This is a genomic window from Goodfellowiella coeruleoviolacea, from assembly GCF_024171785.1.
Classification (GTDB): Bacteria; Actinomycetota; Actinomycetes; order Mycobacteriales; family Pseudonocardiaceae; genus Goodfellowiella; species Goodfellowiella coeruleoviolacea.
Genome location: NZ_JAMTCK010000001.1, coordinates 4981 through 28806 on the forward strand (window position 1 = coordinate 4981; position 23826 = coordinate 28806).

21 protein-coding genes are annotated in these 23826 nt (G+C 72.8%); 11 read left to right on the top strand and 10 right to left on the bottom strand.

Translation table 11 applies throughout. The annotated features are described in order from the left end of the window. Both LX83_RS00015 and LX83_RS00020 read right to left on the bottom strand, forming a co-directional pair. A partial coding sequence (locus LX83_RS00015) for a beta-ketoacyl synthase N-terminal-like domain-containing protein (RefSeq protein ID WP_253765559.1) occupies nucleotides 1-422 on the bottom strand: 422 nt, incomplete at its 3' end. Next, on the bottom strand, nucleotides 419-3637 hold the full coding sequence (locus LX83_RS00020; RefSeq protein ID WP_301327389.1) for a type I polyketide synthase: 3219 nt from the start codon (nucleotides 3635-3637) through the stop codon (nucleotides 419-421). The genes LX83_RS00020 and LX83_RS00015, both read right to left, overlap by 4 nt. 808 nt (nucleotides 3638-4445) lie before the next feature. Here LX83_RS00020 and LX83_RS00025 point away from each other — a divergent pair. The 9 genes from LX83_RS00025 to LX83_RS00065 all read left to right on the top strand — a co-directional run bounded on the left by LX83_RS00025 (nucleotide 4446) and on the right by LX83_RS00065 (nucleotide 13745). Then, nucleotides 4446-5621 carry a radical SAM protein gene (locus LX83_RS00025; protein ID WP_253765563.1) on the top strand — a complete coding sequence of 392 codons (1176 nt, stop codon included), beginning with the start codon at nucleotides 4446-4448 and terminating at the stop codon, nucleotides 5619-5621. 4 nt (nucleotides 5622-5625) lie between these two features. Next, on the top strand, nucleotides 5626-5922 hold the full coding sequence (locus LX83_RS00030; protein ID WP_253765565.1) for an acyl carrier protein: 297 nt from the start codon (nucleotides 5626-5628) through the stop codon (nucleotides 5920-5922). Then, on the top strand, nucleotides 5919-7241 hold the full coding sequence (locus LX83_RS00035; RefSeq protein WP_253765567.1) for a hypothetical protein: 1323 nt from the start codon (nucleotides 5919-5921) through the stop codon (nucleotides 7239-7241). The genes LX83_RS00030 and LX83_RS00035 overlap by 4 nt, the downstream gene beginning before the upstream one ends. After that, nucleotides 7231-8214, top strand: a complete 984-nt coding sequence (locus LX83_RS00040; protein ID WP_253765569.1) for a Gfo/Idh/MocA family protein — start codon at nucleotides 7231-7233, stop codon at nucleotides 8212-8214. Before LX83_RS00035 ends, LX83_RS00040 begins: the two co-directional genes overlap by 11 nt. 5 nt (nucleotides 8215-8219) lie before the next feature. Further along, nucleotides 8220-9206: a lysylphosphatidylglycerol synthase domain-containing protein gene (locus LX83_RS00045; protein WP_253765571.1), complete on the top strand. Its 987-nt coding sequence runs from the start codon at nucleotides 8220-8222 to the stop codon at nucleotides 9204-9206. Then, complete coding sequence (locus LX83_RS00050; RefSeq protein ID WP_253765573.1) at nucleotides 9199-10224, top strand: phosphotransferase family protein; 1026 nt, start codon at nucleotides 9199-9201, stop codon at nucleotides 10222-10224. Before LX83_RS00045 ends, LX83_RS00050 begins: the two co-directional genes overlap by 8 nt. Next, complete coding sequence (locus LX83_RS00055) at nucleotides 10221-11351, top strand: hypothetical protein (RefSeq protein ID WP_253765575.1); 1131 nt, start codon at nucleotides 10221-10223, stop codon at nucleotides 11349-11351. Before LX83_RS00050 ends, LX83_RS00055 begins: the two co-directional genes overlap by 4 nt. Continuing rightward, nucleotides 11348-12646, top strand: coding sequence for a condensation domain-containing protein (locus LX83_RS00060; RefSeq protein WP_253765577.1), 1299 nt, complete (start codon nucleotides 11348-11350; stop codon nucleotides 12644-12646). Before LX83_RS00055 ends, LX83_RS00060 begins: the two co-directional genes overlap by 4 nt. An 88-nt stretch (nucleotides 12647-12734) precedes the next feature. Beyond that, nucleotides 12735-13745: an LLM class flavin-dependent oxidoreductase gene (locus tag LX83_RS00065; RefSeq protein WP_253765580.1), complete on the top strand. Its 1011-nt coding sequence runs from the start codon at nucleotides 12735-12737 to the stop codon at nucleotides 13743-13745. Between the two features lie 398 nt (nucleotides 13746-14143). Here the strand turns inward: LX83_RS00065 and LX83_RS00070 are convergent, their stop codons facing one another. After that, nucleotides 14144-15643: a tetratricopeptide repeat protein gene (locus LX83_RS00070; RefSeq protein WP_253765582.1), complete on the bottom strand. Its 1500-nt coding sequence runs from the start codon at nucleotides 15641-15643 to the stop codon at nucleotides 14144-14146. 227 nt (nucleotides 15644-15870) lie between these two features. Continuing rightward, complete coding sequence (locus LX83_RS00075) at nucleotides 15871-16704, bottom strand: helix-turn-helix transcriptional regulator (RefSeq protein WP_253765584.1); 834 nt, start codon at nucleotides 16702-16704, stop codon at nucleotides 15871-15873. Nucleotides 16705-16821: 117 nt separating this feature from the next. On the opposite strand from LX83_RS00075, the gene LX83_RS00080 reads away from it, so the two are divergent. Beyond that, nucleotides 16822-17886, top strand: a complete 1065-nt coding sequence (locus LX83_RS00080; RefSeq protein WP_253765586.1) for an aldo/keto reductase — start codon at nucleotides 16822-16824, stop codon at nucleotides 17884-17886. 90 nt (nucleotides 17887-17976) lie between these two features. On the opposite strand, the gene LX83_RS00085 is transcribed toward LX83_RS00080, so the two are convergent. Next, the gene (locus tag LX83_RS00085) at nucleotides 17977-18864 is read right to left on the bottom strand and encodes an aminoglycoside phosphotransferase family protein (protein WP_253765587.1); all 888 of its coding nucleotides are present in this window, start codon (nucleotides 18862-18864) and stop codon (nucleotides 17977-17979) included. 297 nt (nucleotides 18865-19161) lie between these two features. On the opposite strand from LX83_RS00085, the gene LX83_RS00090 reads away from it, so the two are divergent. Next, nucleotides 19162-19485: an MmcQ/YjbR family DNA-binding protein gene (locus LX83_RS00090; RefSeq protein WP_253765589.1), complete on the top strand. Its 324-nt coding sequence runs from the start codon at nucleotides 19162-19164 to the stop codon at nucleotides 19483-19485. Nucleotides 19486-19549: 64 nt separating this feature from the next. Here the strand turns inward: LX83_RS00090 and LX83_RS00095 are convergent, their stop codons facing one another. The 5 genes from LX83_RS00095 to LX83_RS00115 are packed head-to-tail and all read right to left on the bottom strand — an operon-like array spanning nucleotide 19550 to nucleotide 23775. After that, nucleotides 19550-20686, bottom strand: coding sequence for an epoxide hydrolase family protein (locus LX83_RS00095; protein WP_253765591.1), 1137 nt, complete (start codon nucleotides 20684-20686; stop codon nucleotides 19550-19552). 3 nt (nucleotides 20687-20689) lie between these two features. Next, complete coding sequence (locus tag LX83_RS00100; protein ID WP_253765593.1) at nucleotides 20690-21619, bottom strand: hypothetical protein; 930 nt, start codon at nucleotides 21617-21619, stop codon at nucleotides 20690-20692. Next, on the bottom strand, nucleotides 21616-22371 hold the full coding sequence (locus tag LX83_RS00105; protein WP_253765595.1) for a phosphoenolpyruvate hydrolase family protein: 756 nt from the start codon (nucleotides 22369-22371) through the stop codon (nucleotides 21616-21618). Before LX83_RS00105 ends, LX83_RS00100 begins: the two co-directional genes overlap by 4 nt. Further along, a complete protein-coding gene (gene hxlB, locus LX83_RS00110; protein ID WP_253765597.1) occupies nucleotides 22368-22898 on the bottom strand; it encodes a 6-phospho-3-hexuloisomerase in 531 nt (176 codons plus the stop codon). Before hxlB ends, LX83_RS00105 begins: the two co-directional genes overlap by 4 nt. Continuing rightward, nucleotides 22891-23775, bottom strand: coding sequence for an NADP-dependent phosphogluconate dehydrogenase (locus LX83_RS00115; protein ID WP_253765599.1), 885 nt, complete (start codon nucleotides 23773-23775; stop codon nucleotides 22891-22893). The genes hxlB and LX83_RS00115 overlap by 8 nt, the downstream gene beginning before the upstream one ends. Between the last annotated feature and the right edge of the window lie 51 nt (nucleotides 23776-23826).

Sequence of the window (23826 nt, forward strand, 5' to 3'; positions counted from 1 at the left end):
TCGATCCCCGCGTCCTCCAACGCCTCCCACGACGTCTCCAACAACAACCGCTGCTGCGGATCCATCGCCTCCGCCTCCCGAGGCGAAATCCCGAAGAATCCAGCGTCAAACCCACCAGCACCGGTCAGAAACCCACCACCCCGCGTGTAGAACCGCCCAGCCCGATCCGGATCCGGATCGAACAACCCCGCCACATCCCAACCACGATCCACCGGCAACTCACCCACGGCATCACCACCAGCCGCCACCAACCCCCACAGCTCCGCCGCACTCCCCACCCCACCGGGAAACCGACAGCCCACCCCCACCACCGCGATCGGCTCCCTGGCCCGCTCCTCCACCCGCGCCAACCGATCCCGCACACCACGCAGATCCGCCGTCGCCCGCCGCAGGTACTCGCGAAGCCGCTCCTCGTTGCTCATCGCGCCTCGATTCCTCCACCCAGATCGGAAGTGTTCGGACCGCTCGCTCCGGCGAGCCCCAACTCGTTGTCCAGCACGGCGAACAGCTCGTCGTCGCTGGCCGCGCCGAGCAGCGGGTCGGGTGCGGTGTGGTGCAGTTCGTTGAGCGTGCGCAGCAACGCCCGCAGTCGGGCGTCCACGTCTGGGGCGGCGTCACCGGAGAGGCCGGGGAGCACGCGCTCCAGGTGGGTGAGCGCCCGCAGCACGTCAGCGCGGGGCCGCTCGTGCGACGCGGGTTCCTCACCGGTGGCCAGGTCCGCGATCAGCACCGCCACGTGGTCGGCCAGTGCCCGTGGCGTGGGGTGGCTGAAGACCTCGGCCGTGGTCAGCGACACCCCTGTCGCCGCGCTGAGTCTGCCGCAGAACTCGCTGATGCCGACCGAATCCAGGCCCAGTTCCCGGAAACTGCGTTCGGGATCGACCGGGGTGGACGGCTCGTTGCCGAGCACGACGGCGAGGTGACCGGTGACGACGTCCAGCGGATCGCGCGCGCGCCCGTCGTCAGCGGGCTCGGCGGTGCTCGCCGCTGGCGCGCCGGTGTCGGGCAGCCAGTGGCTGCGCCGGTGGAACGGGTAGGTGGGCAGCCGCACGCGTCGGCCCGCCGGGTACACCCGGTCCCAGGACACGTCCACGCCCTGGGCGTGCGCCTGCGCCAGTGACCGGACGAAGCGGTCCCAGCCGCCGTCGTCGCGGTGCAGTGTGCCCACCACCGCCACGGGGGTGTCCAGGTGCGCGGCGACGTCGGCGACCGCCTGGGCCAGCACCGGGTGCGGGGACACCTCGACGAACGCGCGGTGCCCCTCGGCGAGGGCCGCGCGCACGGCCGCGTCGAACCGGACCGGGCGCCGGAGGTTCTCACCCCAGTACTCGGCGGTGGCGAACCCGGCGTCGGCCCGGCCACCGGTGACCGTGGAGTACACCGCGCGCGCCAGCGGCCGCGGCGTGATGTCGCCGAGTTCGGCGCGCAGCCGCGCGCGCAGCGGTTCCACGTGCGGGCTGTGGGAGGCGTAGTTGATTCCCAGGACCTGGTGGGCGATGCCCTCGGCCGCGCAGGCGCGCGCCAGTTCCCGCACCGCGCGCGGGTCGCCCGAGGCCACCGTGGCATTGGGGGCGTTGACCACGGCGACGTGCAGGTCGTGGTGCTGCTCGGCGATCATCCGGGCCAGCTCGTCAGCCGGCAGGGCGGTGGAGAGCATCGCCCCGGTGCCCGCCAGGGTGGCGACGGTCCTGGCTCGGGCCGCGACGATCCGGACCGCGTCGGGCAGCGACAGCGCCCCGGCGAGGTGGGCCGCGGCGATCTCCCCCTGCGAGTGGCCGATGAGCGCGGCGGGACGCACTCCGCACGACGCCCACACCGCGGCCAGCGCCACCACGGTGGCGAACATCGCGGGCTGCACCACGTCGTCCCGGGTCAGCGCCGGGGCACCGGGCGCGCCGAGCAGGACCTCCCGCAGGGACCAGTCGACGTGCTGGGCGAACGCCTCGTCGCACTCCTGGATGCGCTCGGCGAACACCGCGGAGGTGGTGAGCAGGCCTCGGGCCATACCCGTCCACTGTGGACCGTGTCCGGGCAGGACGAACACGGGCGCGCCGGGCCGGTCGCTGGGGGCGTGGCCCAGCAGCGCGTCAGCGGACGGCGCACCGGCCGCGACCGAGGCGAGCGCGGCGTTTCTGGCCGCCTCGTCGGCGGCGACGACAACGGCCCGGTGCGCGAAGTGGGTTCTCGTGGTGGCCAGGCTGTGCGCGATGTCCTCGGGGTCACCGTCGGCGGTGGACAGCCAGCCGCGCAGTCGGGCCGCCTGGGCGCGCAGGTCGGTTTCGGTCCGGCCGGACAGCGGCCAGGCCACCGGGCCGGTACCGCGCCCCGCTGCCGTGCCACCCGCCCTCGCCGGCGCCTCGCCCACGACGACGTGGCAGTTCGTGCCGCCGAGCCCGAAGGAGCTGACGCCGCCGAGCAGTGGCCGATCCGGCCGGGGCCACGGTCCGCGCGCCGTGGGCACGCGCAGTCCCAGCCGGGCGAGCGGTGGTCCCTCGGCCCGGAAGTGCAGGCTGGCCGGCAGCTGCCGGTGGACCAGGGCCAGGATCAGCTTGAGCAGTCCGGCGATCCCCGCCGCGCCCTCCAGGTGGCCGATGTTGGTCTTCACCGAGCCCACCAGCAGCGGCGCCCCCTCCGCACGGGGCTCGGCCGCGCCAGCGCCCAGCGCGGTCGCCTCCACCGCGTCACCCAGGCGCGTTCCCGTGCCGTGCAACTCCACGTACTGCACGTCCTCGGGCCCGACGCCGGCGCGGTGACAGGCGAGCAGCCGCACGTCGCGTTGGGCGTCGGGGTTGGGCGCGGTGAGCGTGTCGCTGCCGCCGTCGTGGTTCACGGCGCTGCCCAGGATCACGGCGTGCACCGGATCTCCGGCGCGGATCGCCTCGGCCAGCGGCTTGAGGACGACCACGCCGCCGCCCTCGCCCCGGACGAATCCGTCCGCGTCCGCGTCGAAGACGGCGCACCGTCCCGAGGGGGAGAGCACACCGAGCGCACCCAGGTGCCGCCCGGCCGCCGGGTCGGTGTTCAGGTGCACGCCGACGACGACCGCCATGCTGGACTCGCCCCGCAGCAGGCTCTCCGCCGCCAGGTGCACCGCGACCAACGAGGACGACTGTCCAGTGTCGACGGTGATGCTGGGCCCGCGGGTGGCCAGCACGTGGGACACCCGGTTGGCGATCATCGACCGGCTCACGCCCGCCGCGGCGTAGGAGGATCTGGCCGGGCTCTCGCGCAACAGGTGCGCGTACCCGTCGGCGGCGACACCGGCGAACACGCCCACCGGCTGGCCCCGCAGCGACGCGGGCACCACGCCGGCGTCCTCCAGCGCCTCCCAGACCAGTTCGAGAGCCAGGCGCTGCTGCGGGTCGGTCGCGGCGGCCTCCACCGGCAGCATGCCGAAGAACTCCGCGTCGAACAGGTCGATCCGGTCCAGGAATCCGCCCCGCGACGTTGGCGCGCCGGCCGGCCAGCCCCGGTGCGGTGGCGCGTCCCGCACCGCGTCGCCGCCCCGGCTGAGCAGGTTCCACAGCTCAGCGGGATCGGCCGCGCCGGGCAGTCGACAGGCCATCCCGACGACGGCTATTCCACCGGCCGCGCCTCGACCGGCGGAATCCGGAGAACACGGGTCGGACAAGGCCATACGGGTACCTCACAGCGTCGAACGGATACGAGCCGGTCAGCACCGGTGCCGACGGCGCGGGTGGGGCAGGCGACTCGGCCCGCGGCTACGCGGGTGCGGTGTGAGCGCACCGGGGAGACGGAATCAGGAATTGCGTGGCAGGACGGACGGCGCCCGGTGCGACAACGGCGGCTCCACCTGTATTTCGCGCCGCCGCCACACCGATCGACACGGTCAGACAATGCGAGCAGAAAAACCGTACATCCGCCGTGAAGAGCCTGTCAACGCACCGCACCAGTCAGCCCGATTGACTCCGAACACCCGGCACAAAGTCCGGAATACCTGGACATCCAGCCATTTCGCCACCTCTGGCCAGCGGCACGGACACCGCGGCTTGGGACACCGCCGGCGCGACCACGGCAGCCCGCCTGTTCCGGCAAACCCGGCAGGGACAAAGGGGCACGACCACACCCACCCCGATCAGCCCCTTCACAGCCCGGGGCGCAGCCTGTATCTATTGAGCGAGGCCGGATAATGGGCCTCCAACAGTTGCCAAGGGCATCCTCAACGCTGTCCCGACAATGACGCCGAGGAGAGCTGTTCGGCTGCCATAACAGATCCCTCCTGGCACACCGCCACACATTGTCGCGGAACACCGAGAACCGCGTTCCGCACAATGGGGTGTTACGCCAGGAATTCCGTGAATACGCGCGGACAGCGTTGTCCGCCGGAGTAGTCAGCAGGCGGGGCAGGACCAGCGCGGCCGGGCCTGGCCACGGGCCGCCACACCGTTCCACGCTCATCCCAGGCCGCTTCTGGAGGAGAAACGGTGCATCCCCGAACAGCGCGCACACTGAACCGCAAGGAATTCGAGGACTTACGCCGGACGGTCGCCATCCGCGCCGAGACCCGGCGCAACATCGGCGTCGACGCCGCGTACGCGACCCCGATGCCCCGCGAGGTGAGCATGCAGCTCACCTACCGCTGCAACCTGCGGTGCAACCACTGCTACCAGTGGAACGACCAGGGTTTCTTCCACGACTTCAGCAAGGAGAAGCAACGGACCGAACTGGACGTCGCCGTGGTGGACGACGTCCTGCGCGCCACCGACGACACCCGGGCGAAGGTCTTCCTCTGGGGCGGCGAGCCCCTGATGCACAAGCGCTTCGGCGACATCGCCGCGCTGCTCGCGCGCAACCCGCGCACGGTCGTCATGTGCACCAACGGGTTGCTGCTGGAACGCCACGTCGACGACCTGTTGACCATCGGCCCCGGGCTGAACATCCTGGTGAGTCTGGACGGCCGCGACGACGACCACGAGGCGCTGCGCGGACGCGGCACCTTCCCGCGCACCGTCCGCAACATCCAGTCCATGTTGGACCTGCAGCGCTCCGGCGAGTACCAGGGCGAGATCTCCATCTCCTGCATGGTCAGCAACGAGACCGTCGGCAAGATGTACGACTTCATGGAGTGGGCCGAGGCCCTCGGGGTCAACACCGTCTACTTCCAGTTCCCCTGGTACATCAGCCCGGATGTCGCGCGCTCCATGGACGAGCTGTACGAGCGGTGCTTCAGCTGGCTCAACCCGCCGGCCCCGGGCACCCGCCCCACCTGGCACTCCTACACCTACCGGCTCAAGCCCGAACTGATCGACGAGCTGAAGCGCTCGATGACCAGGCTGGCCGAACGCACGTGGAACGTGCGCATCCGCTACCAGCCGCAGCTGGAGATCGACGAGGTGGAGGAGTTCATCCTCGGCGTTCCCAAGCCCGCGCAGCAGCGCAACCGGTGCCTGGCGGTGTCCAACCGACTGGAGGTGCACGCCGACGGCAAGGTCAGCTCCTGCAAGTTCTTCCCGGAGTTCGTCATCGGCGACCTCTACGACAACAGCGTCGCGGAGGTGTGGCAGGGCGAGGCCTTCCGGCGGGTGCGCGAGGTCCTGCGCGGCACCAGCCTCATGCCGGTGTGCTCCCGCTGCATCCTCCTCTACCTGAACGGAGTGTGATCTGGTGCGCGAAGCGGATGTGGTGCTGGACCAGAACGACGTGGCGGACACCGCCGCGGTGGCCGGGCGCATCAAGGCGTTGCTGGGCACGATCCTCGGCGACCCCGCGTTGGCGGCCACCATCGACGAGAACACCAGCATCGTCAACGACCTCGGGCTCGACTCCATCCAGATGATCAACTTCCTGCTCCAGCTGGAGGACGAGTTCAACCTCGAACTGGACTTCGAGGACCTGTCGCTGGAACAGCTCGACTCGCTGCGCCAGCTCACCGCGTTCGTCTCGGAAGCCGGCGCGCGGTGACCCTGGGCGCTGCGGTCCGGCTCGGCACCTTCGACGCCGAGCGGCACTGGCGCCCCCAGGACCTGGCCCGGTTGCCGTCGGTGTCCGATCCGGCCGCCGATCTCGTCGTCGCCGCGATGGACGAACTGCTCGCCGTCACCTGCGCACCGGGCGACCTGCTGGTCACGGGTTCACCGGTGCCGCCGCTGTTCCTCGACGTGCTCGGCGCGGCCGGCGCCACCGCCGAGCACCGCACCGCCCCGGGTGATCCGGCAGAACCGGTGGAGCAGCGGCTGACCCGCGCGCCACTGCCGGAACTGGCCGGGCGCACGCTCGTCCCCTACGCGGTGCTGCCCGACACCGCCGCGATGGCCCGCCGGTGCGCGCTGCGCGTCACCTCGGGCGACGTCGACGTGGTGCGCGAGGTGTCCTCGAAGACCTGGTCCAACACGCTGGTCCAGCGAGCGGGTCTGCCCGGTGCCGGCGAGGTCGTGCGCTCCACCCGCGCGCTGGAGGACGCCGTGCGGGCGCAGGACGGCCGCCCGGTGCTGGTCAAGGACCCGCACGGGGTGTCGGGCCGGGGCACCGTGGAGGTGTCCTCGCCCCGGGTGCTCAGCTCGCTGGTCCGGTCGCTGAGCAGACAGGTCGACCGGGGCGCGCGCCTCGAACTGCTGGTGCAGCCCCGCTTCGACCGCGTGCTCGACTTCTCCGCGCACGCCGAGGTGCGCGCCGACGGCCAGGTCGTGCAGCACGGCGTGCTGCTGCTGGAGAACACGGCGTTCAGCTACGCCGGGTCCCGGCCGGCACCACCGGATCTCGTCGCGCGCCTGGCGGATCGCGGCTACCACCACCAGATCGCCCTGGTGGGCACCGCCCTGGCGGAGGCCGGGTACCGCGGTCCGCTGTGCGTGGACTCGATGCTGCTGCGGGACGGGACGCTGGTCCCGGTGTTGGAGATCAACCCGCGCCTGTCCATGGGGTCCATCGCGCTCGCCGCGGCACGCCTGAACCAGGAGTGCGCCGTGCGACTGGCCGTGCGGCGGCTGCGCGTGCCCGCCGCACCGGCCGGCACACCGGCGCCGACGCGGGCCTTCGAGGCCGTGGTCGCTGGACTGCGCGGGCACCGGGCGCTGCTGCGCGCGGGCGGCACCGGTGTGCTGCCCCTCGCGGTCAACACGCTGCGTCCGCCGTGGGGCAGGTTCTACTGCGCGGTCGTGGCAAGCGACGCCGAGGAGGACCGGCGGTGGGACGCGGTGCTGGACAGCGTGCTCGACGGCGTGCTCGACGGCGTTGCCCCGGTGGCCGACCAGAACCGGGACGAGGTGCTGCGTGTTCCGTGAGATCGGCTTGATCGGCGCGACCGGGATCGCCGAACGCGCGATCATCGGCCCGGCGCGGGCCCGCGACGACGTGCGGGTGTACGCGGTCGCCGCGAGCAGTGCCGAGCGGGCCCGGGGCTACCGCGACAAGCACGGCATTCCCGTGGCGCACGACGACTACCGGGCGCTGGTCGACGATCCCCGGGTGGCGGTGGTGTACGTGTCCCTGCACAACTCCGCCCACTGCCGGTGGGCCGTGGCGGCCGCCCGGGCCGGCAAGCACGTGCTCGTCGAGAAACCGCTGTGCCTGAGCCGGCGTGAGCTGCACGCGCTGCGCCGCGCCGCAGCCGACGGCGGCGTGCGGCTGCTGGAGGCGGTGATGACCGCGCACCACCCGTGGCAGGCGGTTGTGCGCGGGATGATCGCATCGCGCGAGCTGGGCGAGCTGCTGTCGGTGACGACCCACATCACCTTCGACATCCCGCCCGGTGCCGGCTACCGGTTCCGCCCCGAACTGGGCGGCGGGGCGCTGTTCGACACCGCCGCGTACTGGTTGCAGGCCGTTCAGGCCACTGTCGGGCTCGGTGGCGCCACGGCCGAGGGCCACTCCGACTTCAGCGGCCCACACGGCGTGGACGTCGCGTTCACCGCCCACCTGAGCTGGCCGTCCGGCGTGCGGGCCACCCTGCACGCGGGCCTGGCCGGCCCGTACCGGGCGGATCACGAGTTCACGTTCTCCGGCGGCGTGGTGCGGCTGCGCAACTTCCTGCGCCCCTCGGCGGGCGCGCTGCCCGTCAACCTGATCGTCCTGCCGCACGACGGACCGCGTCGGGTGGAGTCGTTCCGGCCCCTCGGCTACTTCGCCGCCCAACTCGACCGCGTGCTGTCCACACTGGACCAGCCAGGCACCGACGAGGTCGCTCGGTCCGCCGAGCGCGTCGCCCTCATGGAGGACGCCTACCTCGACGCCCTCGGCCGCGCGGCGGTGGGGTGAGGCCGGTGTCCACGACAACCAGCAGACCACCCCGTCGACGCGCGCGCGAACTGCTCAGCGCGGCGCTGACCGTCGTCGCCGCGGCCGCCCTGTGCTGGTGGTCGCTGCGCGGCGTCGACTGGCCCAGCCTGCTCGACACGCTGCGGCGCTCCTCCCCCGCGCTGGTGGCCCTGTCGGTGATCGGCTACACGCTCGCCTTCTGCGTGCTCGACGTCACCGGCTTCACCCTGGTGTACCGCCGCCACCTGGCGCCGGGCGTGCCGGTGCGCGACGTGATCGTGGTCGTCTGCGGCAAGCTGTTGCCCGGCCTGGTGTTCCCCCTGTTGACCAAGGTCGTGGCACCGGTGTACTTCCGCCGCCGGTGGGGTGTTCCCGCCCTGCGGACCCTGGGCGCCACCGAAGTGCTCACGGTCGCGGACGCGGTGGTGCTGGTCGGCGTCGTCGCGGTCGGCGCGCTGCTCACCGACGGGATGCCCGCGGTGACCGCCCCACTGGGCGCTGTGGTCGCCGCGGTTCTGGCGGCCTTCCTGCTGTGGGCGTGGCTGCCCTCGGCCCGCCCCCTGTTTCCCCGCCTGCGCGCCAACGCGTTCCTGTCAGTGCTGGTGCGCACCAGCCCGGCGGAGATGCTGGTGCAGCTCGCGTTGCGCTTCGGTCTGGTGGTGGCCATGGCGTTGTCCTGGTGGCTGCTGCTGCTGGCGACCGGCACGCCGCTGTCCCCCGGCCACCTGGTGCAGTTCTGCTCGGTCTTCCTGATCGCCACGCAGCTGCCGATCTCGGTCGGCGGCTACGGCGGCCCGCAGGGCGTGTGCGTGCTGCTGCTCAGCGACGCGTGGGGGCTGCTGTCGCAGGTCGAGGCCGTCGCACTGAGCCTGCTGTGGTCCACCGCCTACCTGCTGTCCCGCGCGGTGGTCGGCGCCGCCTTCGCCGTGCCGGTGTTCCGGCTGCTGCGCGCGGGCGGTCCCGTCGAGCCGGAGGGAGCGGCGCGTGCCTAGCCGGACCGCGCGGCGGGTCAGCGCCGAGGAGCTGGCCGGTGCGGTGGCCGAGGCGTTCGGCCCCGCCACCCGGATCACCGCGGCCGAGGAACTCACCGACGGCACCTACAACGCGGTGTGGCGACTGGATCTCGACCCGGTCGGGCCGGTCGTGCTCAAGGTCGCCCCTCGGGCGGAGGCGCCTCGGCTGACCTACGAGCGCCGGATCCTGCGCACCGAGGCGGCGTTCCTGCGGCTCGCCTCGGGCGTGGCCCCCCTGCCCGTCCCGCACCACCTCGGCCGGGACAGCGCGGCGCTCGGCGGTGACTTCCTGGTCACCTCGATGCTGCCGGGGCAGCCGTGGCACCGGCTGCGCGGACGCCTCGACCGGTCGCGGCGCCAGGTCCTGCGCCGGGAGTTGGGGCGGATCGTCGCCCGGCTGCACGGCATCCGGGGCAGCAGGTTCGGTTATCCCGAGCCGGGCACCGGGCTGTCCGGTGACACCTGGGGCCAGGCGTGCACCGCCATGCTGGCGGCCGTGCTCGCGGACGCGGAGCGCTTCGGCGTCGCCCTGCCCGCGCCCGCCGCCGACATCACCGCGCTCGTCCGGGCCCAGCGTCCCGTCCTCGACGAGGTCACCGAGCCGGTGCTGGTCCACTTCGACCTGTGGGAGGGCAACGTCATGCTCGACACCGGCGCGCCCGCCGGTCCCCGCATCGCCGGGCTGATCGACGCGGAGCGGGCGTTCTGGGGAGACCCGCTCGCCGACTTCGTCTCACTGGCCCTGTTCGGCGACATCGAGGACGACCCCGCGCTGCTCGCCGGCTACCGCGAGGCGGGTGGCCGCGCGGTCTTCACCCCGGCCGCCCGCCGCCGGCTGTTGCTCTACCAGGCATACCTGTACCTGATCATGACCGTCGAGGGGGTGCCGCGCGGCACCCGCGGTCCGGCGGCGCTGCTCAGCCGGCGCCTCGCCGCACGCGGGCTCACCCGGGCCCTGCGGGCACTGCACCGCGCCACGGAGGTGATGAGCCGGTGATCGCCGTGCTGACGTCGGGGGTGGCGCTGGGCGTGCACGTGCCCGGCCTGCTGCTGGCCCGCCGGCTGGCCGAGGCCGCCCAGCCGGTGCGCGTCGACGTGTGGGAACGGCTGTTGCCCCCGGACAAGCGGGCACGCATCCCAGCGTCCAAAGTGGCCTTCCACCGCGACTTCGCGCTCGCCCGCGCCGCGCGGGGTCTGGCGCGGAAGAACGCGGCCGCGGTGGACGCCACCGCGGTGCGGGCCCTGCTCGCCGAGTGGGACGCCGACAACGTGAGCCTGCTCGTGGTGTTCTCCGGTTTCTGGCTGCCCGTCGCGCTCGACTACGCCGCGGCCCGCCCCGGTGTGCGGGTGCGGAGCTGCCACGTCGACTCCGTCGCCTCCCCCTCGTTCACCTCGTTGGCGTCGACGCTGCCCACCGCGACCACCCCCACCGCGACCACCCCCACCGCGACCACGCCCACCGCGACCGGGCAGCACAGCGACGTGTGGCTGCTGGAGGAGCGCGACGGTGGCATCGCCCGCACCATCCCGGTGAGCAGGGCGCGGCCGGTGGACTGGTCCGACCGGGTACCGCGGTTCCTGGTGCACGGCGGCGGTTGGGGAATGGGCACCTACGCCACCCACGCCAGGGAACTGAGCGCGCAGGGCCTCGCGCTCGACGTCGTCGTGTACGAGGCCGCCGACCTGCCGACCGCGTCCACTTCGGACGAGCGGCGCAGGCACTTCATGATCGACCCGGACTGGCAGCCGTGGCACGACACCGGGTTTCCGCCGTTCGGGCAGGTCGCCGCCGACGGCACCGCGGTCTTCCGCCGGGGCGATGAGCACCACGACTCCTTCCACCTGGCCCGCCAGGCGATGGCGGTGGTCAGCAAGCCCGGCGGCGGCACCCTGATGGACTCGCTCAGCGCGGCCACTCCCGTGGTGCTGCTGGAACCGTTCGGCGAGCACGAGGCGCGCAACGCCGAACTGTGGCAGCGGCTCGGCTTCGGCGTGTCGCTCGCCGACTGGAAGCGCAGCGGGTGGTCCCTGGCGCTGCTGGCCGACCTGCACCGGTCGCTGCTCGCCGCACGGGACCGCGTTGCGCACTACCCCGACCTCCTGATCGCCGAGAGGACACCATGACCACGGAGATGTCGCTGTTCCAGCGGGTCGCGCTGCAGGCGGAGAAGATCCGCTCCGGCTACCTGACCAACCCGCGCGCCACGATGAACATCGTGGTCGAGGTGGCCGGTCCACTGGACCTCGCCGCGCTCGACGCCGCGCTCGGGGACCTGGTGACGCGCAACGAGACCCTGCGCACCCGTCCGCTGACCGATCAGGACGCGGTGGAACTCGTGGCCACCGGCGACATCGCGTGCACACCGGTTCCCGCCACCGGCCACGCCGAGGACGACCTGGCGAGGATGGCCGCCGTGGTGGGGAACGCCACCATCGACGTGCACTCGCCACCGCTCGTCCGCTGCTTCCGGCTCAGCAGCACACCCCACCGGCACCTGGTCGGCCTGGTGTTCCACCACTTCGCTGTGGACCCCACGTCGCTGCGCCACGCGGTCGCCGAACTCGCGGTGCTGTACACGGCCCGCCTCACCGGAGCGGCCGTCGCACCGCCCGCGCTGCGCTACACCGAGTACGCGCGCTGGCAGGCGGCGCGGCTGGCCGCCAGGTCCGAGACCGACCACGCCGCCTGGCAGCACGCGCTCAACGGGGTCAGCCCCACCCGGTACCGCCGAGCGATCCCCTTCGAGCAGGGCAGGCCGGTCGATGGCCGGGTGCTGCGCGCGGAACTGCTCAGCGCGCCGGAGGTCGACGCGGTCCTGTCCTGGTCGCGCCGCCACCGCAGCACCGTCTTCACCACGATGTTCGCCGCGTACGCGCTGGCCCTGCGGTCCAGTGCGGACAGCGACGAGCTGATCCTGGCCACCACCTTCGAGCAGCGCGACCACCCCGGCGCCCGCCACCTCATCGGCCCGTTCGTGTACCCGACACTGCTGCCCCTGCGCACCCGCGCGGGCGAGCCCTGGCACGACTGGCTGACGCGGGTGCGCTCCGCCGTGATCGACGTGTACCAGCGGGCGCAGTTCCCCCTGCTCGACCTGTTCGCCAAGGCGCCCCAGCTGGTTCCCGGCGCGCTCGGCGCCGAGCCCACCTGGTTCCGCATGTTCGAGTACCTGCCCAGCCACGACATCGCCCGGTACCGCTTCGGCGAGGCCACCGGCCAGGTCGTGCACTCGGCGGGCAGCCAGGAGTCGCAGAACCTGTTCGGGGTGTTCCTGCGCGTGCGGCGCACCCCGCAGGGCTGCCTGGTGGGGCGCATCGCCTACGACGCGAACGACGTGACCGATGCCGAGGTGCGGGAGCTGCTCGCCGAGTTCCGCGGCCACCTGACCCGGCTGGTCGACCCGCCGGTTCCGTCCTGAACGCACCGGGCCGAGGCACCACCCGGGCACCGCCGAGCCACGGGTACCGGGGCGCCGTCCACCGCAGACTCACCCGAGAGGAAGCACCGTGTCCGTCGAACTCACCGTCTACGGGACCGCCCTTCCCGGACGCCCCAGCGAGTCCAACTCCGTCGTCGGCATCGGCGAACTGGCCCAGCGCGCGGAACGCTACGGCTACGAGGGGCTGCTGGTCTTCTACAACCACGAGAACCTCGATCCGTGGATCGTGGCGGCGACGATCCTCCAGCAGACCAAGTCACTCGTGCCGCTCGTCGCGGTGCAGCCCTACGCGCTCCCGCCGTTCACCGCGGCGAAGATGCTGCACGGACTGGCCTGCCTGCACCACCGCCGACTGGACGTGAACCTGATCACCGGCGGCATCCGCGGCGAACTGGACCAGGTGGGCGACCGCCTCGACCACGACGAGCGCTACGCGCGCGCGGTGGAGTACATCTCGGTGGTGCGGGCGCTGCTGTCCTCGTCCGAACCGCTGGACCACAACGGGAAGCACTACCACTTCCACCGCCTGCTCGCCCACTGCGCGCTGGAGGAGGCGTTGCGCCCCAAGGTGTTCGTGGCGGGGTCCTCGGATGCCGGGCGCGCCGCCTCGGTCGCCGTGGCGGACGTGGCGGTCACCCATCCGGAACCGGTGGCGGCCTTCGCCGAGCACTTCGCCGCGACCCGCCGCGCGGACGGCCAGTCGCTCGGCATCCGGGTCGGGCTCATCGCCCGCGAGACCGATGAGCAGGCCTGGCAGGTGGCTGCGGCGCAGTACGTCCCGGACCGGCGGTCACGGCACATGACGATGCTCAAGACCCGGTCCGAATCGGACTGGAACCGCCGCATGGCGCGGCTGGCCGTGGCCGCCGAGACCTACGACGACGTGTACTGGACGGGTGCCTACCGGGCGGACCGCGGTCTGATGCCCCTGCTGGTCGGCAGCTACGACCGGGTGAGCGAGTACCTCGGCCGCTACCTGGCGCTGGGTGTGCGCACGCTGCTGCTGGGCGGGGTGCTCAGCGAGGAGGAGTTCCGGCACTGCGACATCGTGCTCTCCCAGGTGCGCTCCGCCTGCTGAGGCCGCGGCCGCCGCCATCAGCGGCCGGGCCCCGCGACCGGCATCCTCCCGCGACCACCGCCGGGCCGCCGGCACCGACCGCGTCGCCGCCGCGGCGGAAGCTTCCGGACCCGGGCCATCGGCACCGCGGGCCGCTGCCAGCTGCTCCACGGCACGCCGCCGCGCCACGACGAGGCCCCCGTTGCCGGCCGCACCGCGGACGGCGCGCGCCGCTTGGCCGCCCTCTTCATCCGCCAGCTCTTCAGCGGTCTGGCCCCCGACCAGGTCTCCCCCGTCGGCGTTCCACTTCTCCAGAGTCCACAGCGCGGTGGTTCGGCGGGTGGCCCTCGGTCACGCCGTCCCGTTGAGGGCCGTGCTGGAAGCGTCGCGCAGTGGGCCCAACCGGTGACACGACGGCGTCACAAGCCTGCCAGTAGGACCGCCGCCCGCTGGGCGAAGGCGGGAACGGCGGTGTCCACGGCACGTTCCAGGAGCGGTCGAGCCGAGACGGGATCGCCGCGCCCGACGAGGATCTCGGCGGCGCGGTACGCGGCCTCCGCCACCAGTTCCGGGTCATCCGTTCCGGCCAGGGTGCGCTGATACCAGTTCAGGGCCGCTGGTTGGTCGTCCAGCCAGTAGCACAGCTCGCCCAGGTGCGCCGCGGCCAGCGCACCCTCGGCGTGCCCGGAGTCGATGACACGGCCGAACCACTTCAGCGCTGCCGGCAGGTCCCGGCGGTCCTTGGCGATGAGACCGAGGTTGTGCGCGGCCTTGCCGGCCACCTCGGGGTCGTCGACGTCCACGGCCTGCTGCCACCAGTGCCACGCCGTGTCGTTGTCGCCGGCCCGGTACGCGATGACGCCGAGCGAGAGCAGGCTGGTCGCGGTGTGCGGCGTGTCCCGGTCCACCACCTTCAGGTACAGCTCGCGGGCGGTGGCGTCGTGCCGTGCCCGCTCGAAGGTCTGGGCGCGCACGAAGAGCGCGTCGGGATCGTCGCTGTCGGCCAGGTCAGCCAGCACCACCAACGCCTGGTCGATGTCGCCGGCGTCGCGGAGCATGCTGCCCAGCAGGGTTTTCGCACTGGTCAGCACATCCGGGCCAGGTGCGTCGCCGGTGAAGAGGTGGGCGGCGGTGCGCTGCCCCGGCCGGGCTGTCTCGATCGCCCGCTGACACGCGTGCCTGGCGGCGACGCGGTCACCGGACAGCAGCGACGACTCCGCGAGGGACAACCACGCCGGCGCCAGGTAAGGCGCGAGTCCCACCGACACCACCTGCGCCGCGGAGCGGCGCGCGGCATCGCGGAGGCCCAGCGCCCGGTGCAGCACGTGCAGCCCCAGCGCCGCCCGGCAGCCGTGCTCCGGGCTCCAGTTGCGCAGCAGCCGGGGCAGCACCCGCTGCGCGGACAGGGCACTGCCCCACGGCAGGTGTGACCAGATGACCTCGTCGGTGAGCTGGGTGGACAGGTCACGGGTCGCGTCGAGGCGTTCCAGCAGTGCGACAACCCTCGGCACCCCGGTCTGCCACGCGATGTGCCAGGCGCCGATGTGCACCGGGGTCTCGTCCACCAGGACGGACACCAGCCCGTGCAGGACCGCGGCCCACCCGGCCACGTCCGGCTCCGAGCCGCCCAAGGCGAACTGGAGTGGGGTCCACGCGGCGGCTGGGTCGTCCAGGGCCAGGTTCGCCCAGCCGAGCACCAGGCCGGCCCGCCGCTGGTTGACGGGATGGTCCAGGTCCAGCGCCCGGCAACCCACCGTGATGGCGTCTTCCGGGTCGACGCCGACCAGCCGGACGGCCAACCCCAGGGCCGCCGCGGACGCGACGTCCACGTCTGGCGACTCCACGAGGTCGCGCAGCGCCCGCTCGCCACCCACTCGATCGCCGGCGTCCCAGCGCCGCACCGCCGCGTCGACCGCCATGTCCACGTGCTTCCGCTCCCGCCGCACACCACCGCCAGCCGCCTGGTCCCCGTGGACATCCGTCCACCCGGGCACATCGGCTGGTCTCCACTGAGATCGCGCCCCACCCTAGACCGGCACCGGACGCCGGCCGGCGCGCGGTCCTGCCCGCACCGCGGTCCTCGGCGACCGGGGTTGGCGGTCCGGTCTGGACGGTTCGCTTCAGCTCACGACCGGTCTGTTCGCCGTCACCGCGCGGACAACCGGTCCAGTGCCGACTGGCTCTCCTCGTCGGCGGCGCGGTAGATCACCAGCTGCTGGTCCGGGTCCCGCAGTGGCGTGAGCGTTTCGAAGTGCACCGCGACCAGTCCGACGTCGGGGTGGCGCATCGCCTTGCGTCCTCGGCCGTTGACCTTGACGTCCCGCTCGCCCCACAACCGCGCGAACTCCTCGTCGCCGGCGGTCAGTTCGGCGATGAGGTCGGCGAGCACCTGGTCCTCCGGGTGTGCGGCCCACGCGGCGCGCAGGTGCGCGATCCCCTCCCGCACGATGCGTTCGCGGTCGACGTAGAAGTCACGCATCTGCGGATTGCTCAGGCACAGCCACATCGCATTGCGCCGCCGCGGCGGCAGGGTGTCGAAATCCAGCAGCAGCCTGGCCATTTCGTCGTTCCAGGTCAGGATGTCGTAGCGGCGGTTCATCACCAGGGCCGGCAGTGGCGACAGGGCGGCGACCAGCCCGACCAGCTGCGGCGCCGCGGTGGTGGCCGGCTGGTCGGCGTTGCGGAGGCGCTGCCCGGCCAGGTCGAAGAGGTAGGCGCGCTCGTCGGGGGACAGGCGCAGCGCCCTGGACAGCGCCTCCACCACCTCCGCGGAGGGCCGCAGGCCGCGGGCCTGCTCCAGCCGCACGACGTAGTCGATGCTGACGCCGGCCAGTTCGGCGACCTCTTCGCGGCGCAACCCCGGGGTCCGCCGGGACCGCCGGCGCGACGGCAGGCCGAAATCGTGCGGGTCCAGGCGCTCGCGCCGGGTCCGCAGGAACGCGGCCAACTCCTGGCTCCTGTCCGCGGTGCGGGTCGTCATGCTCGCTCCAACAGCCTGGGTAGGACTGGTGTTCCCAGGAACTTCGCTCCCTTATCCCCGGCTCGCGGTGATCACAGACTCGTGCTCGACACCGGATCACAGGCACGGGAGAACACCATGTCGCTCACTCTCGACACCTACCGGCTGCTGGGCCGCTCCGGGCTGCGGGTCTCACCGCTGGCGCTGGGCGCGGCGACCTTCGGCACCGAGTGGGGCTGGGGCGCGGAGAAGGACGAGGCGCGCAAGCTGTTCGACACCTACGTCGAGCGCGGCGGCAACTTCGTCGACACCGCCAACACCTACACCAACGGCAGCTCCGAGCGGCTGCTGGGCGAGTTCACCCGCGACAACCGCGAGAGCCTGGTGCTGGCCACGAAGTACACGACGCTGCGCCGGCCCGACGACCCGAATTCCGGCGGGAGCCACCGCAAGAGCCTGTTCGCGTCGGTGGAAACCAGTCTCCGCCGGCTGAACACGGACTACCTCGATCTGCTGTACCTGCACGTGTGGGACTTCGCCACGCCGGTCGAGGAGATCCTGCGCGGCATGGACGATCTGGTCCGGCAGGGCAAGGTCCTGTACGTGGCGATGTCCAACGCGCCGGCCTGGGAGGTCTCGCGCATGCAGGCGATCGCCGACCTGCGCGGCTGGTCACCGCTGGTCGGGCTGCAGATCGAGTACAACCTCGTCAACCGCGCCGCGGAACGCGATCTCATCCCCATGGCACGGGCGATGGGGCTGGGGGTGACCCCGTACTCGCCGCTGGCGGGCGGCCTGCTCACCGGCAAGTACAGCCGCGCCGACCTGACCGCGGCGTCCGCCGGCCCCGGGGAAAGCACCCGCAAGAGCTTCAACGCCGGGCTGGGCATGGTCACCGAACGCAACCTCGCCATCGCCGACGTGGTGCGGGAGGTCGCCGCGGAACTGGGCCACACGCCCGCGCAGGTCGCGCTTGCCTGGACCCTGCAGAACCCGGGCGTGACGGCACCGATCATCGGCGCCCGCACCCCCGAGCAGTTGGTGGGCAATCTGGGTGCCCTGGAGGTCGACTTCACCGCGTCCCAACTGGCCCGCCTCGACCAGGCCAGCGCGATCGACCTCGGCTACCCGCACGACCTGCTCGCCAGTGACCACATCCGCAACGTGCTCAAGGGCGACCTCAAGATCGAAGACCGACGCTGACACCCGATCGAGCGCCGAGGGCGGCACCACCGCGCCACCGCCGCTCTCGGTGGTTCATCTCCACACTGGAGTCGCTGGAGTCCGCGCGGGTCAGTCCACGGCCAAGGCGCGTTCGAGCGCGGCCCGGCCTGCCGGTTCCCACGTCGGTTTGCCCCCGGGGAGACCGCGCCTGCCGTTGCGTCCGATGCTGATCAGGTGCAGCGCGCGCAGGACGGCCCAGCCGCGCGCCCGCGCGATGGTGACCTCGTCCGCGTCCTCGTAGGCGCCGAAGAACCGGCTCACCGTGCCCGCCGGCAGCAGGATCCAGGCGGCGGACAGGTCGCTCGCGGGATCGCCCGCGCACATGTCGCCGAAGTCGAGCACCCCGACGAGCGCCCCGTCCCGCACGACCACGTTCGCCGGGTGCAGATCGCCGTGCAGCCACGTCGGCGCCCCGTCCCACGCGGGCGCCGCAACGGCCTTCGCCCAGACCTCCCGGGCGGCACCGGCACTCGCGTCATCGGCGATGACCTCCAACGCGGTGGTGAACGCCTCCGACAGCTCGGCCAGCGGGATGCCGCGCGTGGGGTTGACCGGGGCCTGCGCGGGCGCCGGCCGGTGCAGGGCCCTGAGGAAACCCGCGAGGGTGTCGGCGGCGTCGGCGCGGGTGATCGGCGCGCGGTCCGCCGGCTCACCCACAACCCAGCGCGTGATCGTCCAGGTGTGCTCGAACAGGGCCGAGGGTTCGCCGACGCGCACCGGGACGGGCGTCGGCAGCGGCAGGCGCTCAGCCAGCACGAGCAGCCACTTCTGCTCGGTGCGCAGCAGGGCCGGTGCGCGCTCGGTGCGCGGCAGGCGCACGGCCAACTCCGTGCCGAGGCGCCACTGCTGGTTGTCCCAGCCACCGGCGACATCGCGGAGTGCGAGGTCCGCGAGATCCGGATGCTGGTCCCGCAGCAGCGCCCGTACCAGATCCTGACCGAACCTGACCTCGTCCACGAGTCGGCCTCCAACCGCGAGCGTCCGCTGGCACTCTAGTGCCCTCGCCCCTCGGCACGGCAACGGTGAGCGCCCGGCGCCTGTCGGCGTGGACACATCCAGACACGTCGCCGGCGCTGGACCGCGTGCAGCACACCGCGACCGTCTCGTTAGGACAGGCGTGCTCCCGACCACCTCTCACCGCGCACAGCCCGGCAGGGAGCACACCTGAACCCCGAGCACCCGGCCACACCTGGTGGGGCGCCGCCCCCGGCGTCATCTACAGTGGCCGCTGCACCGTGAGCAGGAGGGAACCAAGTGGTCGGAGCTGAGGACGCGCGTCGCATCGCCCTCTCGTTGCCCGGCACCGTGGAGCGGGAGCAGTGGAAGATCCCGACCTTCCACACCGGCGGCAAGATGTACGTCACCATCCCGGACGACCAGACCTCGTGCGCGGTGCGCTGCCCCAAGCACGAACGGGACGAGCTGATCGCCGCGGAACCGCACAAGTTCTGGGTGCCCCAGCACGAGGCCTACTCGCACTGGGTGCGCGTCCGCTTCGAGGCGCTGGACGACCTCGACGAACTGCGGGACATCATCACCGACTCCTACCGGCAGGCGACCGGGGAGATCGAGCAGTAACCGAGGTGCGACCGCTGCCCGTGGGCCACGGCTGTCCTCAACCGCGGCCGTCGGGCGGGCCTCGTCAGCGGACCATGCGGAAGAAGGTGCGCAGTTCCTCGGCGAACAGGGTGGGCTGTTCCCACGCGGCGAAGTGGCCACCGCGGGCGGGCTCGTTCCAGTGGCGGATGTCGGTGTAGCGGTTGGCGGCCCAGCGGCGGGACGGGCGCGGCATCTCCTTGGGGAAGACCGAACAGCCGGTGGGGACGGCGACGGTGTCGTCGGTCGCGGTGCTGAACCACTCGCCGACCTGGCGGAAGCTCTCCCAGTAGAGGCGGGCCGAGGAGGCGGCGGTGCGGGTGAGCCAGTACAGGGTGATGCCGTCCAGCATCTCGTCGCGGGTGAGCACGGTTTCCGGGTTGCCGCCGCTGTCGGTCCAGGAGGCGAACTTCTCCACGATCCAGGCGCACAGACCGACCGGGGAGTCGGTGAGGGCGTAGCCGATCGTCTGGGGTTTCGTGGTCATCTGCTCGGCGTAGCCGGACTCGTGGGCCTGGGAGTGGCGCAGGTCGGCGAGCGCGGCCTGCTCCGCCTCGGTGAGGTCGTCGAAGGTGGCCGGGTCGGGTGCGGCGATCGGGGGCATCACGTGGATGCCGGCGAGCTGGCCGGTGTCCTGCTGGCCCATGCTGGTGGTGATGCTGGTGCCCCAGTCGCTGCCCTGTGCGCCGTAGCGCTGGTAGCCGAGGCGGGCCATCAGCTCCCGCCACGCCGAGGCGATGCGCTGCACACCCCAGCCGGGTTCGGTGGGCCGGTCGCTGAAGCCGTAGCCGGGCAGTGACGGGATCACCACGTGGAAGGCGTCGGCCGGGTCGTCGGGTTCGGTCAGCAGTGGGATGGCCTTCTCGAACTCCAGCACCGAACCGGGCCAGCCGTGGGTCAGCACCAGGGGCAGCGCGGACTCGTGTGGCGAGCGCACGTGCAGGAAGTGGATGCCGACCCCGTCGATCTCCGTGCGGTACTGGGCGAACTCGTTCAGGCGCCGCTCGGTGGCCCGCCAGTCGTACTCGGTGGCCCAGTAGTGGCACAGCTCGCGCAGGTACGCGAGCGGTACGCCCTGCGACCAGTCGGCGACCGGCTCCTCGTCCGGCCACCGGGTGCGCAGCAGTCGCTCCCGCAGGTCGGCCAGTTCGCTGTCCGGGATGTCGATGCGGAACGGGATCACGGGTCAGTCAGTCCTCTTCGGTCGGTGTGGAGCGGCGACGGTCGCCAGTGTGGACAGGACGTCCGGGGTGAACGGCGCGCCGGCGATCGCGGTGAGCGCGCCGGCCCACCCGGCGACGAAGTAGTCCCACCCGTCCACGGTGGACAGTCCGCGGGTCGCCGCCTGGTGGAGGAAGGTCAGATCGCCCCGGTAGTTCAGGTCCCACGCCACCGTCCCGGGAGTCCACGGGGCGTGGTCGGTGAGCGGACTGCCGGGTCGGTCCTTGCCCAGCCCGGTGGCGTTCACCACGAGCGTCGCGCCCGCGACGAGGTCATCGGCCGGGCCGGTCAGGTGAACCAGTTCGGGTCGGGCGCCGATCCGGTCGGCGACCGCGCGCAGCGCGTCGAGCGCCGCCGGGTCGGTGTCGGCGAACACCAGCCGGTCCGGGGGGTCCGGCCGGGGGATGTCGCGCGCCACGTCCTGGTGCAGCGCGAGCAGCAGGGCGGTGGCCGCGCCGCCCGCCCCAACGCACACGACCCGGCTGCCGGACGGGGAACCGAGGATCGCGGTCAGCGAGCGGGCGTCGTTGGCGTAGGCGGCCACGCGGCCGTCCGTGGCCAGGGTGTTGATCTCACCGGTCAGCTCCACCAGGCGGTCGCGTTCGGACAGTTCCTCGGCGCACGCCCGGTACAGCCGGAGTTTGTGCGCGGTCACCACCGCACCCCGGACCAGCGGGTTGTCGCGCATCGCGGCGAGCAGCCGCCGGTAGACCGGCGGAGGGGTGTCCGCCGGCAGGTCGAGCCCACGCAGCGCCCACGGCTGGTCCAGCGCACCGGCCCAACCGCGGAACACCGCGTGCGCCAGTGAGCCTGCGGTGGCGATGCCGACGAACAGGACCAGCGGTGGGCCGGTCCACGCCTCGACCTCCGCGAGTGTGATCACCCGATCCGTCATCGGTCTCCTTTCGGTCGGAGCGCCAGCCGCCACGCGGCGACCGCGCTGTCCGGATCCTCGGCGCGCTCGAACACCGAGGCGCCGAAGAATCCGAAGTGGACTCCATCGTGCCCGGTGCGTGGGAACGCCGTCGGGTGGGTCAGCGGACCACCGTGCGCGAGCAGCCGCACGTCCGGCCGGACGGCGAGCGCCGCCGCCGCGACGCGCGCCAGGGTGGTGGTGTGCCGCGCGGTCAGCGGTCCCTCGCGGGTGATCCCGAGGTGGACCACGACCGCGTCGGCGCCGTGCGCCACCAGGGCCACCGCCTGGGCGGGCGTGCACGCGTACCCCCACGCCAGCAGCCCGTGTTCCCGGGCCAGCGCCATCAGCTCGACCTCACGGCGGTAGCCAAGGCCGGCGTCCTCCAGCGCGGACCGCACCGGACCGGACAGCAGGGCCGTGGTGGGTGCGTTGAGCACCCCGGTCACCCCGTGTCCGGCCAGCTCGGTGACCACCTGCTCCGGTGGGCGCAGGCCGTCGTTCGCGCACACCGTGGCCAGGACGGGCCGCCCGGCGGCGGCCGCGACCACTTCCGCGGCGATGGCGAGCGTCAGCTCGTTCGCGTTGGCCCAGGGCAGCAACCCGGCCACCGAGGGGAAGCCGCGGCGGCGCAGCGCGCTGGAGTGGTACGCGACGAGCACGTCCACCCCCGCCGCCGCCAGGCGTGCCGCGGTGTCGGCGTCCCCCGCGGCCGCGGCCAGCAGCGCGGTCACAACAGGTTCGCGTGCCGCTCGTCGAGCGCCGCGTCGGGGATCTCGTTGGCGTGCTGGAAGGCCCCGCACATGGCGTCACCGAGCAACAGGCACGCCTGCTCGAACAGCGAGCCGCCGTGTTGGTGGCTGTCGGCCGCGACGACCACGACGACGTCGGCCGCCGCGGCCAGCGGGGAGTTCGGTGCGGCGGTGAGCACGCCCACGCGGGCTCCTCGGGCGCGCGCGACGCCGGCGTTGGTCAGCGGACCGGCGGTGCGACCGCTCGCGGACAGGCAGACCAGCAGGTCGCCGGCACCGATCGCCGGCGTCGTGGTCTCGCCGGCCACGTGGACGCGCAGCCCCAGGTGCATCCACCGCATGGCCAGTGCTCGCGCCACCAGGCCGGAGCGGCCCCGCGCGTCGAAGAACACCGCCCGCGCCGCGGTGATGGCCGTGCTCAGGGCGGTGACCGCGGTGGGATCGACAGTCGTGACGGCGCGGTGGACCTCGGTGAGCACCGAGCGCGCCCGGTCCAGGGGGTCAACCACGGGAGTGCCCTCCGATCTGGGCGCGAGCGGCGACCAGCAGCCGGTTGGCCGCGCGGTCGTCGTCCCGGCTGGCGAACCTGGCCTGGAGCGCCGCGGTGAGCACGGGGGTGGCGATGCCCCGCCGGACGGCCTCCGTCGCGGTCCAGCGGCCCATGCCGGAGTCGGCGACCGCCGTGCCGACGCCGGTGAGCCCGGGGTTGGCGGCGAGCGCGTCGACGGTCTGCTCCAGCAGGAACGAGCGCACCGAGCAGCCCGCCTGCCACACCCGCAGCGCGGTGAGCGGGTCGATCCCCTCGCTCGACGACAGCAGCGCGAAGCCCTCGGCGTAGGCCTGCATCAGCCCGTACTCGACGGCGTTGTGCACGGCCTTGACGAAGTGCCCCGAGCCGGTCGGCCCGACCAGGGCGACGGCGTCCGGCGCGGCCAGCGCCACCAACACCGGCCAGACGCGCTCGGCGTCCTCCGCCGCACCGCCGACGGTCAGCCCGTAGCCGTGCCGCCAGCCCCACTGGCCGCCGCTCACGCCGACGTCCAGGAACCGCACGCCGGACTCGGCGAGCCGGGCGGCCCGCCCGGCCGCCTGCCGCCAGTCGCTGTTGCCGCCGTCCACGACCAGATCGCCCTCGTCGAGCAGGCGAGCCAGCTCGTCGAGCACGGTGGCGGTCACCGGCGGCGGCACCATCACCCACACCACGCGTGGCGGTGCGAGAGCCGCCACCAACTCCGCCAGCGAGCCGGTGGCGGTGGTGCCCGCCGTGCGGGCCCGCTCGACCGCGGTCGGGGACGAGTCGGCCCCGATGACGTCGTGGCCGGCGTCGGCGATCCGTCTGGCCATCGGGCCACCCATGGTGCCCAAGCCGACCAATCCGAGTTGCATGCCTGTTCCTTTCGCCAGTGGCATTGACATCCCGCGTGGCACTGGTGCCAA

Bases quoted from the DNA above. Each gene is read 5' to 3' on its own strand.
- LX83_RS00075 (WP_253765584.1), bottom strand. From the start codon at position 16,704: ATGACGACCCGCACCGCGGACAGGAGCCAGGAGTTGGCCGCGTTCCTG.
- LX83_RS00020 (WP_301327389.1), bottom strand. From the start codon at position 3,637: ATGGCCTTGTCCGACCCGTGTTCTCCGGATTCCGCCGGTCGAGGCGCG.
- LX83_RS00100 (WP_253765593.1), bottom strand. From the start codon at position 21,619: ATGACGGATCGGGTGATCACACTCGCGGAGGTCGAGGCGTGGACCGGC.
- LX83_RS00115 (WP_253765599.1), bottom strand. From the start codon at position 23,775: ATGCAACTCGGATTGGTCGGCTTGGGCACCATGGGTGGCCCGATGGCC.
- LX83_RS00060 (WP_253765577.1), top strand. From the start codon at position 11,348: ATGACCACGGAGATGTCGCTGTTCCAGCGGGTCGCGCTGCAGGCGGAG.
- LX83_RS00070 (WP_253765582.1), bottom strand. From the start codon at position 15,643: ATGGCGGTCGACGCGGCGGTGCGGCGCTGGGACGCCGGCGATCGAGTG.
- LX83_RS00080 (WP_253765586.1), top strand. From the start codon at position 16,822: ATGTCGCTCACTCTCGACACCTACCGGCTGCTGGGCCGCTCCGGGCTG.